The 16,956-nt window shown below is 57.8% G+C and carries 18 protein-coding genes and 1 pseudogene; 7 read left to right on the forward strand and 12 right to left on the reverse strand.

Features of this window, described 5'->3' with window-relative positions:
- The 3 genes and pseudogenes from ABLV76_RS16070 to ABLV76_RS16080 all read right to left on the reverse strand — a co-directional run.
- A pseudogene (locus ABLV76_RS16070) lies at positions 1-802 on the reverse strand (peptidylprolyl isomerase); the annotation flags it as partial.
- Complete coding sequence (locus ABLV76_RS16075) at positions 799-1,209, reverse strand: hypothetical protein (RefSeq protein WP_004204380.1); 411 nt, start codon at positions 1,207-1,209, stop codon at positions 799-801. The pseudogene ABLV76_RS16070 and the gene ABLV76_RS16075, both read right to left, overlap by 4 nt.
- Before the next feature lie 246 nt (positions 1,210-1,455).
- Positions 1,456-1,803 carry a YacC family pilotin-like protein gene (locus ABLV76_RS16080; RefSeq protein WP_004204381.1) on the reverse strand — a complete coding sequence of 116 codons (348 nt, stop codon included), beginning with the start codon at positions 1,801-1,803 and terminating at the stop codon, positions 1,456-1,458.
- 145 nt (positions 1,804-1,948) lie between these two features.
- Between ABLV76_RS16080 and cueO the strand changes: the two genes are divergently transcribed.
- Positions 1,949-3,559 (forward strand): multicopper oxidase CueO, encoded by a 1,611-nt coding sequence (gene cueO, locus ABLV76_RS16085; RefSeq protein WP_348878383.1) that lies wholly within the window; start codon positions 1,949-1,951, stop codon positions 3,557-3,559.
- 75 nt (positions 3,560-3,634) lie between these two features.
- Here the strand turns inward: cueO and ABLV76_RS16090 are convergent, their stop codons facing one another.
- Positions 3,635-6,025 carry a glucose/quinate/shikimate family membrane-bound PQQ-dependent dehydrogenase gene (locus tag ABLV76_RS16090; RefSeq protein WP_004204383.1) on the reverse strand — a complete coding sequence of 797 codons (2,391 nt, stop codon included), beginning with the start codon at positions 6,023-6,025 and terminating at the stop codon, positions 3,635-3,637.
- 79 nt (positions 6,026-6,104) lie between these two features.
- Between ABLV76_RS16090 and ABLV76_RS16095 the strand changes: the two genes are divergently transcribed.
- A complete protein-coding gene (locus ABLV76_RS16095; RefSeq protein ID WP_032426021.1) occupies positions 6,105-6,224 on the forward strand; it encodes a hypothetical protein in 120 nt (39 codons plus the stop codon).
- Positions 6,225-6,228: 4 nt separating this feature from the next.
- The gene (hpt, locus tag ABLV76_RS16100; protein WP_004204384.1) at positions 6,229-6,765 is read left to right on the forward strand and encodes a hypoxanthine phosphoribosyltransferase; all 537 of its coding nucleotides are present in this window, start codon (positions 6,229-6,231) and stop codon (positions 6,763-6,765) included.
- Between the two features lie 55 nt (positions 6,766-6,820).
- Here hpt and can read toward each other — a convergent pair whose 3' ends face one another.
- Positions 6,821-7,483, reverse strand: coding sequence for a carbonate dehydratase (can, locus tag ABLV76_RS16105; RefSeq protein WP_004204385.1), 663 nt, complete (start codon positions 7,481-7,483; stop codon positions 6,821-6,823).
- 178 nt (positions 7,484-7,661) lie between these two features.
- Here can and ABLV76_RS16110 point away from each other — a divergent pair, with 178 nt between their 5' ends.
- From ABLV76_RS16110 to ABLV76_RS16125, 4 genes are all read left to right on the forward strand, one after another.
- Positions 7,662-8,588 (forward strand): ABC transporter ATP-binding protein, encoded by a 927-nt coding sequence (locus ABLV76_RS16110; RefSeq protein WP_004204387.1) that lies wholly within the window; start codon positions 7,662-7,664, stop codon positions 8,586-8,588.
- On the forward strand, positions 8,585-9,355 hold the full coding sequence (locus tag ABLV76_RS16115) for an ABC transporter permease (protein ID WP_004204389.1): 771 nt from the start codon (positions 8,585-8,587) through the stop codon (positions 9,353-9,355). The genes ABLV76_RS16110 and ABLV76_RS16115 overlap by 4 nt, the downstream gene beginning before the upstream one ends.
- 122 nt (positions 9,356-9,477) lie before the next feature.
- Complete coding sequence (locus ABLV76_RS16120) at positions 9,478-9,918, forward strand: PTS sugar transporter subunit IIA (RefSeq protein WP_004204391.1); 441 nt, start codon at positions 9,478-9,480, stop codon at positions 9,916-9,918.
- A gap of 58 nt (positions 9,919-9,976) precedes the next feature.
- Positions 9,977-11,230: a polysaccharide deacetylase family protein gene (locus ABLV76_RS16125; protein WP_017901163.1), complete on the forward strand. Its 1,254-nt coding sequence runs from the start codon at positions 9,977-9,979 to the stop codon at positions 11,228-11,230.
- 36 nt (positions 11,231-11,266) lie between these two features.
- Here ABLV76_RS16125 and panD read toward each other — a convergent pair whose 3' ends face one another.
- The 7 genes from panD to dksA form a co-directional block, all read right to left on the reverse strand.
- Entirely contained in the window at positions 11,267-11,647 is a 381-nt protein-coding gene (panD, locus tag ABLV76_RS16130) for an aspartate 1-decarboxylase (RefSeq protein WP_004204397.1), read from the reverse strand.
- Positions 11,648-11,740: 93 nt separating this feature from the next.
- Positions 11,741-12,595 carry a pantoate--beta-alanine ligase gene (gene panC, locus ABLV76_RS16135; RefSeq protein WP_004204399.1) on the reverse strand — a complete coding sequence of 285 codons (855 nt, stop codon included), beginning with the start codon at positions 12,593-12,595 and terminating at the stop codon, positions 11,741-11,743.
- Between the two features lie 11 nt (positions 12,596-12,606).
- On the reverse strand, positions 12,607-13,398 hold the full coding sequence (gene panB, locus ABLV76_RS16140) for a 3-methyl-2-oxobutanoate hydroxymethyltransferase (RefSeq protein WP_004204400.1): 792 nt from the start codon (positions 13,396-13,398) through the stop codon (positions 12,607-12,609).
- A 119-nt stretch (positions 13,399-13,517) separates the two neighbouring features.
- Positions 13,518-13,997: a 2-amino-4-hydroxy-6-hydroxymethyldihydropteridine diphosphokinase gene (gene folK / locus ABLV76_RS16145; RefSeq protein WP_023319748.1), complete on the reverse strand. Its 480-nt coding sequence runs from the start codon at positions 13,995-13,997 to the stop codon at positions 13,518-13,520.
- The gene (pcnB, locus tag ABLV76_RS16150; protein ID WP_071592560.1) at positions 13,994-15,388 is read right to left on the reverse strand and encodes a polynucleotide adenylyltransferase PcnB; all 1,395 of its coding nucleotides are present in this window, start codon (positions 15,386-15,388) and stop codon (positions 13,994-13,996) included. The genes folK and pcnB overlap by 4 nt, the downstream gene beginning before the upstream one ends.
- A gap of 62 nt (positions 15,389-15,450) precedes the next feature.
- Complete coding sequence (gluQRS, locus tag ABLV76_RS16155) at positions 15,451-16,332, reverse strand: tRNA glutamyl-Q(34) synthetase GluQRS (RefSeq protein WP_004204403.1); 882 nt, start codon at positions 16,330-16,332, stop codon at positions 15,451-15,453.
- Between the two features lie 59 nt (positions 16,333-16,391).
- The gene (gene dksA, locus ABLV76_RS16160; protein ID WP_002888845.1) at positions 16,392-16,847 is read right to left on the reverse strand and encodes an RNA polymerase-binding protein DksA; all 456 of its coding nucleotides are present in this window, start codon (positions 16,845-16,847) and stop codon (positions 16,392-16,394) included.
- Positions 16,848-16,956 lie beyond the last annotated feature (109 nt).

The raw sequence follows: 16,956 nt of genomic DNA on the forward strand, positions 1-16,956 counted from the left end.
CTTTGATCTGGTCGAGGGCGGTCTGCTTCTCTTTTTCCGCCGCCGCCAGCCGGTTAGCCAGCGACTGCTTATCGGCGTTAAGGGTTTTGACCTGGTCGAGGGCGGTCTGCTTCTCTTTTTCCGTCGCCGCCAGCCGGTTGACCAGCGGCTGTTTGTCGGCGTTAAGGGTTTTGACCTGGTCGAGGGTGGTCTGCTGCGCCTTCTCTGCCGCGGCGAGCCGGTTAGCCAGCGTCTGCTTATCTGTATTCAGAGCGGTGAGGCTGGCGCTGAGCCGTTTATTTTCAGCTTCGGCTTGCTGAAGCTGTGACGTTAATTGTTGGATCTGCTGCAGCGCGGCGGCCTGATTTTGCTGCAGAATAGTATTCTGGGCTGTACTTTCTTTTTTAATTAACGCCTCATTTTTCGCGGTGGCGGCGGTTAAGGCGACCTGTAATTCTTTTATTTTGTTATTTAATGCTGCTTGCTCATTCGCGATGGAGGTTTCGGTGGCCGGAGTGTTAGCAAGCTGTTTTTTTAATTGCTGAATAGTTTTATCTTTTTGTTCAATGGTCGCCTGCTGGCTGGCGATTCTTTTTTGCATTTGCGCGGTATTAGGCGTCTTTTTTTTATTATCCGCATTTTGACGATCGCCTGACGTTTGCTTTGCGGTTGCAGCATCGCTTTTTTCATGCGCCTGGGTTTGCTGCTGGGCGTAGTCAAGAAACGCCGGCGCGGCGCCGGCGAAGAACGGTGTTGAAAGCGCCAGCGCCGCGACGAGCATCAGCAGGGGCGCGTTGAGGGTCAGCGTGGCGGCTCTGTTCATGGCTGTTTGCTTTCACCCCGCTGTACCAGGCTATCGATCAGCGTTTTCTGGATATCGGCGCATAGTTTGATGGATTTAAACTGATACATGGAGTCAATGCCAAGCCGGGTGGGATCCGCCACTTTCTCGCGCACGCTGTTGTATTGTGATGCCGCACGCACTAAGGCATTGAAGTCATTGCTGAGTTTGGTTGCCTGCTGTGGGTTAACCTCTTTTAGCGAGTCCAGCGCCTGTCGGCAGGATTCAATGCGCGCTTGTTCGCTAGCCGCGCGCTCCTGCTCTGCCTGCTGCTGTGACGTTAGCGGAGTGGTGAGCGGTTTTACCTGCTGGCGAGAGGCGGTATTGCTACAGCCGGCTAATAACATAGCGGCGAGTGGAATAATACGAAGAGTCAGCGAGATATTCACAATTTCAGTCCATGAAGTAGATATATTTTCAACGGATTCTAAAAGGCTGATTTTTATTTTTCAATATATCACTAGGGATATTTTATTGTTTTTTTTCTGGAAAGGCTGTTAGTACGGGTTTAATTTATTTATTGGATTGATGTATTGCGATATATATAAGGTTTATTTTATATAAAATAATAATGGTAAATATTAGAGGCGGGTGAGGAGGGGAAAAGCGCGGCGCGTTGCCGCCCGCGCGGGAAATTATTTGACGTAAGCCAGCAGGCTAAGTGAATCGCGGGCCAGCGCTTTACATTTTTTCGCCGTCGGAAGGTTAATGCCGCTGAGATCGCGATAGCTGTCTTCGCCAAGCGCTTTCATGTTGTAGCTGTCGTAGTTGCTCAGGTCCCACTGGTTCTGTTGGGCAAAGAACACCAGAGCGCGCCGGATCTGTGTGTTGGGCAGGTTCTGGTAGCCACAGTCATTTTTCAGAAACACAAAAACCGCGGTTAAATCAGCCATGTCTTCCGCTTCGGATTCGCTGAGCGCGTAGCTGTTGGCGGAGAGAGTAAGCAGGCTGCCGAGTACCATTGTTCTGAAAAGCGTCTTCATTTTTTCTACCGTTAGATCACCGACGCTTCAAATTAGCATACTTCTTTACACAGCGCCGATCTTTATTCTCACTCTTCTGCTTGACCTTCCCGTTACGGTAGGGTTTAAGCTCAAATATTCGCCCGCAGAATAAAAGGATGTGAATATGCAACGTCGAGACTTCCTCAAACTGACCGCCGCGGTCAGCATGGCCAGCGCGTTACCGCTTTGGAGCCGTGCGGTCTTTGCAGCCAGTCGCCCGGCCCTGCCGGTACCGTCGCTGTTGACGGCCGATGCGCGCAACCGTATCGCGCTGACCATCCAGGCGGGCAAAACGCAATTTGGCGGGATGAACGCCACCACATGGGGGTATAACGGCTCGCTGCTGGGGCCCGCGCTACAGCTGACGCAGGGGAAGACCATCACGGTGGACATTACTAACCAGCTGGCAGAAGAGACCACTCTGCACTGGCATGGTCTGGAGGTCCCGGGCGAGGTCGACGGGGGACCGCAGGGGGTTATCGTCCCGGGCGCCACTCGGACGGTGAGCTTCACGCCAACGCAACGGGCGGCCACCTGCTGGTTTCACCCCCATCAGCACGGGACCACCGGTCGGCAGGTGGCGATGGGGCTGGCGGGGCTGGTGCTGATCGAGGATGAAGAGAGCGGACGCCTGCTGTTGCCGAAGCAGTGGGGAATCGATGATGTACCGGTGATCGTACAGGACAAGAAGTTTACCGCCGCTGGCGAAATTGATTATCAGCTGGATGTCATGAGCGCCGCCGTCGGCTGGTTTGGCGATACGCTGCTGACCAATGGCACTCTCTATCCTGAACATGCCGCCCCGCGCGGCTGGCTACGTCTGCGCTTGCTGAACGGCTGTAATGCCCGTTCCCTCAATTTTGCGACCAGCGATAAGCGCCCGCTGTACGTGGTTGCCAGCGACGGCGGTCTGCTGGCGGAGCCGGTGAAGGTCAATGAACTGCCGGTCTTGATGGGGGAGCGTTTTGAGGTGTTGGTGGACACCAGCGACGGTAAACCTTTTGATCTGGTGACCCTGCCGGTGAGCCAGATGGGCATGGCCATTGCGCCTTTCGATAAACCACAGCCGGTACTGCGCGTCCAGCCGCTGGTTATTCCTGCCTCCGGTAAGCTGCTGGATACCCTGGCCGCTCTGCCGGCGCTACCGTCCCTGACGGGGCTGACGCAGCGTCAGCTCCAGCTGTCGATGGATCCGATGCTTGACAGGATGGGCATGCAGGCGCTGATGGAGAAATATGGCGATCAGGCGATGGCCGGAATGGATCACGGCATGATGGGGCACGGCGGGATGGGCGAGATGGGCGACACGGGGAGTATGCACCACGGCGACATGAGCAACATGAACCACGGGTCCGGCATGAATCATGGTATGTCGTCGGGTAAGGGGTTTGATTTCCATAACGCCAACCGCATCAACGGCAAAGCCTTCGACATGAATGTGCCGATGTTTGCCGCCGCCAGAGGAGAGTATGAACGCTGGGTCATCTCCGGCAAGGGCGACATGATGCTGCATCCGTTCCACATTCACGGCACCCAGTTCCGCATCCTTAGCGAAAACGGCAAACCGCCAGCGGCGCATCGTAGCGGCTGGAAAGACACCGTTCGTGTGGAAGGGGGCGTGAGTGAAGTATTAGTGAAGTTTGATCATCCGGCGCCGAAGGAGTTTGCCTATATGGCCCACTGCCACCTGCTGGAACATGAAGACACCGGGATGATGTTGGGATTCACGGTTTAGGGCGGTATAGCCCTGGCGCGTGGAAATAGGGGATAAAGACAAAAAAAACGGCAACTTTCGTTGCCGTTTTGCGTTTTATTTCGCCTCATCCGGGAGCGCATAGGCGACAATATAATCGCCCATTTTGGTACCGAACGAGCCGTGACCGCCGGCAGAGATGACAACATACTGTTTGCCATTCACTTCGTAAGTCATCGGAGTCGCCTGGCCGCCGGCTGGCAGACGGGCTTCCCACAGTTTCTCACCATTGCTCATATTGTACGCGCGCAGGTAGTTATCCGCGGTCGCGCCGATGAACAGGACGTTACCCGCCGTGGAGATCGGCCCACCCAGCATCGGCATACCCATGGTGAACGGCAGTTTAACCGGCATCGGGAACGGCAGGCTATCCTGCGGAGTACCGATACGTTTTTTCCATACCACTTCGTTGGTTTTTAGATCCAGCGCGGAGATATAGCCCCATGCCGGCTGTTTGCACGGCAGGCCGAACGGCGACAGGAACGGGTTCAGGGTGACGCCGTAAGGGACACCGTACTGCGGCTGCACGCCGGACTCGGTGCCTGAGCCTTTCGCATCTTTCGGCGGTTCCATTGGGTTGCCCGGGCCGCGTGGGATCAGTTTAGAGACGAACGGCAGCGCCATTGGGTTGGCGATAGCCACCTGACGGTTCGGATCGACGGAGATACCGCCCCATTCAAACATCCCCAGGTTACCCGGGAAGACGAGGGTGCCCTGCTCAGACGGCGGGGTAAAGATACCTTCATAGCGCATCTGGTGGAAAATCACGCGGCACACCAGCTGGTCGAACATGGTGGCGCCCCACATGTCCGCGCCGGTCAGATCTTTCTTCGGACGGAAGCTCAGATCGGAGAAGGGCTGGGTTTTGGCCACATAATCGCCTTTGGCGGCGCCCTGCGGGACCGGTTTTTCCGGGGCCGGGACCACCAGCTCGCCGTTACGACGATCCAGCACGAAGATGTTGCCGGTTTTCGCCGGAGCATAGATGACCGGCACGGTTTTGCCATTGACTTCAATGTCAGCCAGCGTCGGCTGAGAAGGCATGTCCATATCCCACAGGTCGTGGTGGACGGTCTGGTAGCTCCAGGCCAGTTTACCGGTGGTGGCGTTCAGCGCGACAATCGAGCTGGCATAGCGCTCTTGCTCCGGCGTGCGGTTGCCGCCCCAGATATCCGGAGTGGTCACGCCCATCGGCAGATAGACAAGATCCAGTTTGGCGTCGTAGGCGGCAGGCGCCCAGGAGTTCGGTGAGTTGAGCGTGAAGTGATGCTCATCGCTTGGGATGGCGTTCGGATCTTTCGCGCCTGGATCGAAGGCCCACAGCAGTTTCCCGGTATTCACATCAAAACCGCGGATCACGCCTGACGGCTCACGGGTAGAGAAGTTATCGGTGACTGCGCCGGCAATTACGATGGTCTTATCGGTGATAATCGGCGGGGAAGTGGGTTCATACATGCCCGGCGTGGTCACTGGCATGTTGGTCTGCAGGTTGAGAATACCTTTGTTGGCAAAAGTTTCGCACAGCTTACCGTTGTCGGCGTTTACTGCGAACAGGCGACCATCGTTCACCGGCAGGATAATGCGGCGCGGACAGTCGGCCACGACGTCAGCAGGGGCGTTATCCGCTTTCGCTTCGTGATACGAGACACCGCGGCAGGTGACGTGCTGGAATGACGGGTCGGCGTTCAGCTGCGGGTCAAAATGCCATTTCTCTTTACCGGTGGCGGCGTCAAGCGCGAACAGGCGCTGATGGGCGGTACACAGGAAGAGCGTGTCGCCGACTTTAATCGGTGTCACTTCGTTAGTGATTTCACCCGGATCGTTCGGCTGTTTCAGGTCGCCGGTGCGGAACACCCAGGCTTCCTTCAGGTTCTTCACGTTGTCGGCGTTAATCTGCTTCAGCGGGGAGAAGCGCTGACCTTCCTGGTTGCGGCCATAGGCCGGCCAGTCGCCGTCGGCAACGGTGGAGATCGGCGCGGCCGGGGTGGCGTCGGCGCTCAGGGTGCCGTTGATCTCCTGCGGGTCGTTAAAACCAGCCCAGGTCAGCATGCCGCCGCTGATCAGCAGGGCGACGACCAGCGCGCCTACGGCGCCAGCGGAAGGCACCGGCAGACGACGCCAGACAAAAGGCAGGATCAGCCAGATACCAAAGAAGACGAGGATGTCGCTACGCGGCGTCAGCGCCCAGAAGTCGAAGCCGACTTCCCAGACGCCCCAGATCATGGTCGCCAGCAGCAGCGCGGCGTACAGCCACAGCGCAGCGCGCTTGCCGCGCAGCAGCATCACGGTCACGCCCAGCATCACCAGACCGGCGATGGGGTAGTACCAGGAGCCGCCAAGCACGACCAGCCATGCTCCGCCGATTAAAAGATAGAGGCCGCAGAACGCTGCAAATAGCGCAGTCAGCGTCACCAGGAGCCTTGATTGTTGAGACTTTGTTTCAGCCATAGAAAGTTACTCATGTGTTTGTTAATTTTTTAACTGCAATTAATTATAGGATTTAACAAGTGTGATCGGAATCACAAATATGGCTTTATTAATCCCTGCACCGCAGATTTCTTTTTGCTGGTATACTGGATGGCTTGCCGGTCATCGTCGGGGCGAAAGCAGCGGCTTTGATGATTTATATTTAGAATCAAATGGTTAGTCTTATGAAACATACTGTAGAAGTGATGATCCCGGAATCCGAGATCAAAGCGCGCATCGCGGAACTGGGTCGTCAAATCAACGAACATTATCAGGACAGCGGCAGCGAAATGGTGCTGGTGGGGCTGCTGCGCGGCTCGTTTATGTTCATGGCCGACCTGTGCCGTGAAGTGCAGGTGCCGCATGAAGTCGATTTTATGACCGCCTCGAGCTACGGCAGCGGCATGTCCACCACCCGTGATGTGAAAATCCTCAAAGATCTGGACGAAGACATCCGTGGTAAAGACGTACTGATCGTGGAAGACATCATCGACTCCGGCAATACCCTGTCTAAAGTGCGTGAGATCCTCAGTCTGCGCGAGCCGAAGTCGCTGGCCATTTGTACGCTGCTGGATAAACCAAGCCGCCGTGAAGTGAATGTCCCGGTTGAGTTCGTCGGTTTCGCCATTCCGGACGAGTTCGTGGTGGGCTACGGTATCGACTACGCTCAGCGCTACCGCCATCTGCCGTATATCGGCAAAGTCACCCTGCTGGACGAGTAAGGGAATATTCCACTCAGGCGCGCGCCGCTCGCGCCTGAGCGGCTAAGTCTGAAGGCTATTTGTGGTTGATGTGCTTGATCTTGAGGTTGGAGATCCCGTGGCGATAGCGCTGTTCGAGGGTTTCCCTGCTCACGGCGGTCACATCCAGATCGCGCAGCAGTCCGTCGTGAATACCGTATGCCCAGCCGTGGATGGTGACTTTCTGTCCGCGCTTCCACGCCGATTGCATAATCGTCGAATGTCCCAGGTTGTATACCTGCTCCATCACGTTCAGTTCACAAAGGGTATCCAGACGGCGCTCCTCCGGCATTTCCCCCAGCAGCGAGCTGTGTTTAAACCAGATATCGCGGATATGCAGCAGCCAGTTGTCGATGAGCCCCAGCTCCGGGTTCTCCACCGCCGCCTGCACGCCGCCGCAGCCGTAGTGGCCGCAGATAATGATGTGCTCAACTTCAAGGACATCGACGGCATACTGTACCACCGACAGGCAGTTGAGGTCGGTGTGGATCACCAGATTCGCCACGTTACGATGCACAAACAGTTCGCCTGGCTCCAGGCCGGTGAGTCGCTCAGCGGGAACGCGGCTGTCAGAACAGCCAATCCACAGGAAGCGCGGTTTCTGCGTTTGCGACAGTTTCTCAAAAAAGCCGGGGTCCTCTTCCACCAGCATTTTTGACCATAGTGCATTGTTGCTGATGAGTGTATCTATATCATTCATGGACGTTATCGGCCTGTAACCAAGTAAGTGCGTTGCGCTAATATAGGGTAAGCTCACCTTTTTTAAAACCATCTTAACCCGTGATACTTCAGGCTGCAGATGCGCTGGCCGCGCGAGTACAGCGCAAACGTCAGTCAGGCGGGTTAATGACGTGTCATGACACGAGAAGAGATATTTAATGACCATTGCTCTGGAATTAAAACAGCTCAAAAAAACCTACCCCGGCGGGGTTCAGGCACTGCGGGGAATCGACCTGCAGGTTGAAGCGGGGGATTTCTATGCCCTGCTGGGCCCGAACGGGGCGGGAAAATCCACGACGATCGGCATCATCAGCTCGCTGGTGAACAAAACCTCCGGTCAGGTCAATGTCTTTGGCTACGATCTGGAGAAAGATGTCGTCAACGCCAAGCGCCAGCTTGGCCTGGTGCCGCAGGAGTTTAACTTTAACCCGTTCGAGACCGTGCAGCAGATCGTCGTTAACCAGGCGGGCTACTACGGCGTTGAGCGTAAAGAAGCCATCGCCCGCAGCGAAAAGTACTTAAAACAGCTCGATCTGTGGGAAAAACGCAGTGAACGCGCGCGGATGCTCTCCGGCGGGATGAAGCGCCGCCTGATGATCGCTCGCGCGTTGATGCATGAGCCGAAGCTGCTGATCCTCGACGAGCCGACCGCCGGCGTCGATATCGAACTCCGCCGCTCGATGTGGGGCTTCCTCAAGGATCTCAACGATCGCGGAACCACCATTATTCTGACCACCCACTATCTCGAAGAGGCCGAAATGTTGTGCCGCAACATCGGCATCATCCAGCACGGTACCCTGGTGGAAAACACCTCGATGAAAGCGCTGCTGTCGAAGCTGAAGTCAGAGACCTTTATTCTCGACCTCGCGCCAAAAAGCCCGGTGCCGAAGCTCGAGGGCTACCAGTATCAGCTGGTCGATACCTCGACGCTGGAAGTGGAGGTCCTGCGCGAGCAGGGGATTAACAGCGTCTTCGCGCAGCTGAGCGCCCAGGGGGTGCAGGTACTGAGTATGCGTAACAAAGCCAACCGTCTGGAAGAGCTGTTTGTCACCCTGGTGCATGAGCGAAAAGGAGAGTCAGCATGATGCAGCTTTATTGGGTCGCGCTGAAAAGCATCTGGACCAAAGAGATCCACCGTTTTATGCGCATCTGGGTGCAGACGCTGGTGCCGCCGGTGATTACCATGACCCTGTACTTCGTGATTTTCGGCAACCTGATCGGCTCGCGCATCGGCGAGATGCATGGCTTTACCTATATGCAGTTTATCGTGCCGGGCCTGATCATGATGGCGGTGATCACCAACGCTTACGCCAACGTCGCCTCGTCGTTCTTCAGCGCCAAGTTTCAGCGCAACATTGAGGAGCTGCTGGTGGCGCCGGTGCCGACGCACGTGATTATCGCCGGCTATGTGGGCGGCGGGGTGGCGCGCGGGCTGTGCGTGGGCATCCTGGTGACCGCGGTGTCGCTGTTCTTTGTGCCGTTCCAGGTTCACTCCTGGCTGTTTGTCGCCCTGACGCTGCTCCTTACCGCGGTGCTGTTCTCGCTGGCCGGGCTGCTGAACGCGGTGTTTGCCAAGACCTTCGATGACATCAGCCTGATCCCGACCTTTGTGCTGACGCCGCTGACCTATCTCGGCGGGGTGTTCTACTCGCTGACCCTGCTGCCGCCGTTCTGGCAGGGGCTGTCGCATCTGAACCCCATCGTCTACATGATCAGCGGTTTCCGCTTCGGCTTCCTCGGTATCAACGATGTGCCGCTGGTGACCACCTTTGCGGTGCTGGTGGTCTTCATCGTCGCCTTCTATCTCCTCTGCTGGTCGTTAATCCAGCGCGGCCGCGGCCTGCGTAGCTGATACTCATCACGGTTAGCGCTTCCGGACGCCAATACGCGAAGCGCTAACCGCTTATCTTTGACCGCCATCACCGATACGCCATCTTCCCCTTGCTACATTGTTGGCTGGCTAAGGAGGGAAGCATGCTTGGTTGGGTCATTACCTGCCACGATGAGCTGGCGCAGGAGATGCTGGATCGTCTTGAACAAAAATTTGGTCCACTGGCCCAGTGCCGGGCGGTCAATTACTGGCGCAATCTCAGCAGCAATATGTTGAGCCGGATGATGTGCGATGCGCTGCATGCCACCGACTCCGGGGACGGGGTCATTTTCCTTACCGACAGAACCGGCGCGGCGCCTTATCGGGCCGCGGCGCTGATGAGCCACAAACATACCCACTGCGAAGTGATCTCCGGCGTCAGCTATTCATTACTTGAGCGAATGTATCTGCTGCGGAATACGTTAAGCAGCGAGGCGTTTCGCCAGGCTATCGTCAGCGCGGGCGGTCCGATGGTGAGCAGCCTGTGGCATCAGCAGCAGAAGAACCCCCCGTTCCGGTTGCGTCATGATACCTTTGGAAATTAAGCAGCGGGACAGATGCCGCTTTTGTTACAATAACCGCCGTTGATGGTTTACCGGTTCGATGCGCATGCTTGCCCGATTTTTTACTCTGCTTCTTTTACTGACCTCACTCAGCGCCTCCGCCAGTCTGCTTAGCCAGCAGGGCAAGCCTGTGCGCTATATGCAAACCACCGAAGACGCGGTTATCTGGGCGCAGGTGGGGAACCATGTGGTCAGCGTCGGCAATGTGCGTGCCGGGCAAATCCTCGCGGTTGTCCCGACGGCGGCTGATTACTATGAGTTTCGCTTCGGCTTCGGCACCGGGTTTATTGACAAGGGCCATCTGGAGCCAGTGCAGGGTAAGCAGCGGGTGGAGGACCGTCTTGGGGATCTCAATAAGCCGCTGAGTAATCAGAATTTACTCACCTGGAAAGATACGCCGCTCTATGACGCTCCCTCAGTGAGCAGCGCGCCGTTCGGCACGCTGGCCAATAATCTGCGCTATCCGATCCTCAGCAAGCTGAAGGACCGGCTCAATCAGACCTGGTTTCAGATCCGCATTGGCGACCGGCTGGCGTGGGTCAGCAGTCTGGATGCGCAGGAGGATAACGGGATCCCCGTGCTGACCTATCACCATATTCTGCGTGACGAAGAGAACACCCGTTTCCGCCATACCTCGACCACCACCTCGGTACGCGCCTTTAATAACCAGATGACCTGGCTGCGGGATCAGGGTTATACCACGCTGACCCTCTATCAGCTGGAAGGCTACGTGCGCAATAAAATCAACCTTCCGGCGCGGGCAGTCGCCATCACCTTCGATGACGGCTTGAAATCGGTAAATCGCTACGCCTATCCGGTGCTGAAACAGTATGGCTTCCACGCCACCGCCTTTATTATTTCATCGCGTATTAAGCGTCATCCGCAGCAATGGGATCCGAAATCGCTGCAGTTCATGAGCATTTCTGAGCTCCGGCAGATCCAGGACGTCTTTGACATTCAGTCGCATACCCACTTTCTCCACCGGGTGGACGCCAGCCGGCGGCCGATCTTATTCAGCCGCAACTACCATAATATTCTGTTTGATTTTGCCCGCTCGCGTCGGGCGCTGAGCCAGTTTAATCCACATGTGCTCTACCTTTCCTATCCCTTCGGCGGCTATAACGCCACGGCGGTGCAGGCGGCGAATGACGCCGGGTTTCATATGGCGGTGACGACGGTGCGTGGGAAGGTGAAGCCGGGGGACAATCCGTTTCTGCTAAAGCGGTTATATATCTTACGCACGGATTCGCTGGAGACGATGTCGCGGCTGATCAGTAACCAGCCGCAGGGGTAAACTTCGGCGCTGCGCCTGAGTGCGGCGCCGTGGTCATCAGGCGACCTGCACCGGAATCGCTTTTGCCTGGCGCTTCATTTCGTTGTCGCCTTCGAAGTAGGCGATGTTGGGCTGCCAGCGGCGCGCCTCTTCGTCAGACATGGTGACGAAGCTGGCGATGATCAGGATATCGCCGACGCTGGCGCAGTGCGCGGCGGCGCCGTTAACGGAGATGATTCTGGAGCCTCGCTCGGCGGCAATGGCGTAGGTGGAGAAACGGTTGCCGTTGGTGACGTTCCAGAGGTGAATGGTTTCATTCTCCAGAATACCGGCCGCATCCAGGAAGTCCTGGTCAATGGCGCAGGAACCTTCATAGTGCAGGTCAGCCTGCGTCACTTTTACGCGGTGGAGCTTGCCCTGCAGCATATTACGCATCATAACTTCTACCCTTCAACCTTAATGTAGCAGAGCGGACACGACGTCCGCCCTGAGAAAAGCCCGGGCAAGTATTGCCCGATTTTTACCCGCTGTCTACTGACCGAGCGTGACGATCTGGTTGTCGATCAGGCGGGCCTGACCGAGCCAGGCGGCCATCAGGATGACCGCGCGCTGGCTGGCGTCGGTCAGTTCAAGCAGGGTGTCGGCATCGCGGATCTGAATGTCGTCGGCGCGGAAACCTTTCTCGTTCAGCTCCTGTTCGGCGATAGCGATGATCTCGTCGAGCTGACGGTCGCCGGCGGCCAGTTTTTCCGCCACCGCGCTCAGCACTTTATACAGGCCGGGAGCGATTTTGCGCTGGTCGGCGGTCAGGTAGCCGTTACGCGAGCTTAGCGCCAGGCCATCCTTCGCGCGGACGATCGGCACGCCGATAATATCGATATCGTAGCCCATGTCGGCAACCATCTTGCGGATCAGCGCCAGCTGCTGGAAGTCTTTCTCGCCAAAGCAAGCGACGTCAGGCTGAACCAGGTTAAACAGCTTACTGACGATGGTCGATACGCCGCGGAAATGGCCCGGGCGGCTGGCGCCTTCCAGCATGGTGGACAGGCCGGGGACGTCGACGTAGGTCTGGCCTTCGGTGCCCTGCGGGTAGACTTCCGCCGGCGTCGGCGCGAAGACAAAATCGACATGACGCTTGTTCAGCTTTTCACAATCATCCTGTAGGGTGCGCGGGTAGCGCGCCAGGTCATCGGCGCGGTCAAACTGCATCGGATTGACGAAAATACTGACCACCACCACGTCCGCGCTGGCTTTGGCTTCATCAACCAGCTTCATATGACCATCATGCAGGTTGCCCATCGTCGGGACCAGCGCGATACGCTTGCCTTCCTGACGCAGACGGCGGATATGCTGACGCAGCAGCAGCACGGATTCTATAATCAGCACAACAAGACTCCTTAATGGAAACTGTGTTCTTCGCCCGGATAGACCCCGGATTCGACTTCGGCAATATACTGCCGCACCGCGGCGCGGATGTCGCCCGCCTCGGCAAGGAAATTCTTGGCAAATTTCGGAATGTGGCCGCCGGTAATGCCGAAAGCGTCATGCATCACCAGGATCTGCCCATCGGTGACGTTGCCCGCGCCGATACCGATCACCGGAATGGTCAGGGCTTCGGTGATGCGTTTCGCCAGGGCGACCGGGACGCACTCCAGCACCAGCAGTTGCGCGCCTGCCGCTTCCAGCGCTAACGCGTCTTCAAACAGGGTCTGCGCCGCATCGCCGCGTCCCTGCACTTTATAGCCACCGAAGACGTTCACCGACTGCGGCGTCAGGCCGAGATGGCCGCAAACCGGCACCGCGCGTTCCGCCAGCATCTTCACGGTCTCGGCCAGCCAGGCGCCGCCTTCGAGTTTGACCATATTGGCGCCAGCGCGCATCACGACGGCGGCATTTTCGAAGGCCTGCTCCGGCGTGGCGTAGGCCATAAACGGCAGATCGGCGAGCAGCAGGCTGTTCGGCGCGCCGCGGCGGACGGCGCGGGTGTGATAGGCGATATCTTCTACGGTGACCGGCAGGGTGGAGTCGTGACCCTGCACCGTCATTCCCAGCGAGTCGCCCACCAGCAGCACATTAATGCCTTCATCGGCGAACAGCTTCGCGAAGCTATGGTCGTAGGCGGTAATGGTGGCAAAGCGCTTCTTTTCCTGTTTGCATTTCTGCAGCAGGGCAATGGTGGTCGGTTTCATAACATTTCCTGATGATGAAAGTCATATTAACCGGCATTCTAACAGCAGCATTCAGAGGGGCAATGATTTTGGGCAACCGATTACGACGATCGCCGCAAATGCTAAAAAAGGAGAGGGAATTACCAGATAGCGGGCTTTGCCGCGCCGAGATCATCCAGCACGGCGCGCAGCGCCATGCCGTCAGGAAAGTGGAGGTCCGGGGCGATCTCGAACAGCGGCCAGAGCATAAAGCCGCGGTTTCTCATATCGTAGTGCGGAACGGTCAGGCGCTCGCTGTTAATGACCGCATCGCCAAACAGCATAATGTCGAGATCGAGGGTGCGCGGCCCCCAGCGTTCGGCTTTGCGCACCCGACCCTGCTGCAGCTCAATGCGCTGGGTGTGATCGAGCAGCGCCTCAGGGGACAGCGTGGTTTCCAGCGCGACGGCGGCGTTGAGATAGTCTGGCTGATCCTGCGGGCCCAGCGGCGGCGTGCGGTAGAACGAAGAGACGTTCACCACGCGGCTGTGCGGAATTTCGCCCAGGGCGTGGATAGCCGCCTGCACCTGCGCCAGTGGCGAAGCGAGGTTACTGCCGAGGGCGATATAGGCCAGGGTCATGCGTTACCCTGGCGTGGCGCGCGCTTGCGCGGACGGCGGTGGCGACGGCGCGGCGCCGGATCGTCCCCGAGGTCGTTGAGCATATCTTTTTGCGCCGGCGGCGCGGCGACCTGAAATTCGCCCCACCATTTGGTCAGACGCTGCAGTTCGCCGTTGTTTTCAGCGCCAGCGCGTAGCTCCAGCAGATCGTAGGCGGCGCGGAATTTCGGATGCTCCATCAGCTTCCAGGCGCGTTTGCCCTGGCGACGGGACATGCGCAGCTGCAGCTGCCAGATATCGCGGATCAGGGTGGTGATGCGCTTAGGGATCGCCAGCGTACGGCAGGCTTCGTCCAGTACGTCGTTCATCGCCAGGGCGAAGGCGTCATAGTATGCCAGACCGCTCTCCTGGGCGATTTTCTGCGCCGTCTCCAGCAGCGGATACCAGAACATCACTGCGAACAGGAAGGCCGGATTGACGCGCATGTCGTTACGAATGCGGGTATCGGTGTTCTTCAGCACCTGGTTGATGATCCGCTCCATCGGGCTATCGCCGCGCTCGGTAAAGTAGCGGGTGATGGTCGGGAACAGCGGCTGGAACAGGTTGTATTCCCGCAGCAGCAGGTAGGTCTGATAGCCATGCCCGGCCTGCAGCAGCTTGAGCACTTCTTCGAACAGGCGCGCCGGCGGCACGTCGTGGAGCAGGGCGGCCAGCCGTGGCAGCGGTTCGGCCGTTTCCGGACTGATGGTCATATCCAGCTTGGCGGCGAAGCGCACCGCGCGCAGCATGCGTACCGGATCCTCGCGATAGCGGGTTTCCGGATTGCCGATCAGGCGGATCACGCCGTCCTGCAGATCCTTCATGCCGCCGACGTAGTCGCGAACGGTAAAGTCCGCCACGCTGTAATAGAGGCTGTTGATGGTGAAGTCGCGACGCTGGGCGTCCTCTTCGATCGAGCCGAAGATATTATCACGCAGCAGCATGCCGTTCTGGCCCCGCTGGGAGGTGACGCGATCGGTAGTGTGTCCTTCGTGATGGCCACGGAAGGTAGCGACCTCAATAATTTCCGGCCCGAACATGACGTGCGCGAGGCGGAAACGGCGCCCGACCAGACGGCAGTTGCGGAACAGCTTGCGTACCTGATCCGGCGTGGCGTTGGTCGTGACGTCAAAATCTTTTGGCTTTTTGCCAAGCAGCAGGTCGCGGACGCCGCCGCCGACCAGCCAGGACTCGTAGCCCGCCTTGTTGAGGCGGTACATGACCTTGAGGGCGTTTTCACTGATATCTTTGCGGGAAATAGCATGCTGCTCACGCGGGATCACCGTCATAGGCGTTGGTTCGACGGCGGCTTCTGCCTCGCGCTCCTCACGGCTTAGCACCTTACGGCAAAAATTAGCGACTCGGGTAAAAATGGTGCACCTCGTAGTGTCAGACGGACTTCAGATCAACTGTACAGTGTAAAAATAGCGGCTAATCATAGCTCAGCGGGAGCCATTTGAGAATGCTCGATTTTCGCCGGCTGCCAGTTGGCGACGGCCTGGGCGAGTAAATCATCGATGCTCAGGGCCTGCCACTCCCCGGCGATCTCCTGATTCAGAAAGCGGAGCGCCCGGACGATTTCGGGGCGCGGATCGCCTTCCGGCAGCGCCGGCGCGTGGTTTTGTTTAGAGAGCTTATTGCCGTCGGCATTGAGGGCCAGCGGCAGATGGAGGTAGTCCGGTGCCTGCCAGCCAAAATGCTGATACAGCGAAATCTGCCGCACCGTCGGCTCAATCAGATCGGCGCCGCGGACGATCTCGGTGATCCCCTGAAAGTGGTCATCGACCACCACCGCCAGGTTGTAGGCAAACAGTCCGTCGCGACGGTGGATAATAAAATCTTCTCGCGCCAGCGGCTCGTTGGCGACCAGCGTGCCGCGCAGGCGGTCGGTGAACTGCAGAACCGGACGGGTCTGGCGCAGACGCAGCGCGGCGTTTTCCGCCCCCAGCCCAAGGTCGCGGCAGTGACCATCATAGATCCCGCCTACGGCGTGGATCCGCGCGCGGGTGCAGGTGCAGTAGTAGCTCAGCCCTTGCTCGCTCAGCCAGGCCAGCGCCTCGCGGTAGGCTTCGTGCCGTTGCGACTGCCAGAGCACCTCGCCGTCCCAGTGCAGACCGTAGTGGTCGAGCTGGCGCAGGATGGTGTCGGCGGCCCCGGGGACTTCGCGCGGCGGGTCGATATCTTCAATACGAACGCGCCAGATACCCTGGTTCGCGCGGGCCTGCAGGTAGCTGCCGAGCGCGGCGATCAGAGAGCCGAAGTGGAGTTCGCCGGAGGGGGAGGGAGCAAAGCGCCCTATATAGCGTGAGTCAGTCATGGTACGGACAACAGAACCAGGCGGGAGAGACTCCCGCCAGAGAGTGAGGCAGCAGGGGATTAGCCCGCCATCTGTTTTTCGCGAATTTCCGCCAGGGTTTTGCAGTCAATGCACAGATCCGCTGTCGGACGCGCTTCCAGACGGCGAATGCCGATCTCCACGCCGCAGGATTCGCAGTAGCCGAAGTCTTCGTCTTCAACTTTTTTCAGCGTTTTCTCGATCTTTTTGATCAGTTTACGTTCGCGGTCGCGGTTACGCAGCTCCAGGCTGAACTCTTCTTCCTGGGCGGCACGGTCTACCGGGTCCGGGAAGTTAGCAGCTTCATCCTGCATGTGCGATACGGTGCGATCCACTTCATCCCTGAGTTGATTACGCCATGCTTCAAGAATACGCTTGAAGTGCGCCAGCTGGGCTTCGTTCATATACTCTTCGCCCGGTTTCTCTTGGTACGGCTCCACCCCAGCGATGGCGAGAATACTCAGGGACGATGTTTTACGGTTTTGCCCTTCTTGCATGTTGCTTCTCCTTAACACGCACTATCGATCCCCATGTGGGGGAAAATCAGGCCGCTATAAATAGCAGATGCTTTTCCGGATAGCAATTATCTAAACGTTACACTTGACA

The sequence above is a fragment of the Klebsiella sp. GB_Kp047 genome (assembly GCF_040065235.1).
In the GTDB taxonomy this organism is placed as follows: Bacteria; Pseudomonadota; Gammaproteobacteria; order Enterobacterales; family Enterobacteriaceae; genus Klebsiella; species Klebsiella quasipneumoniae.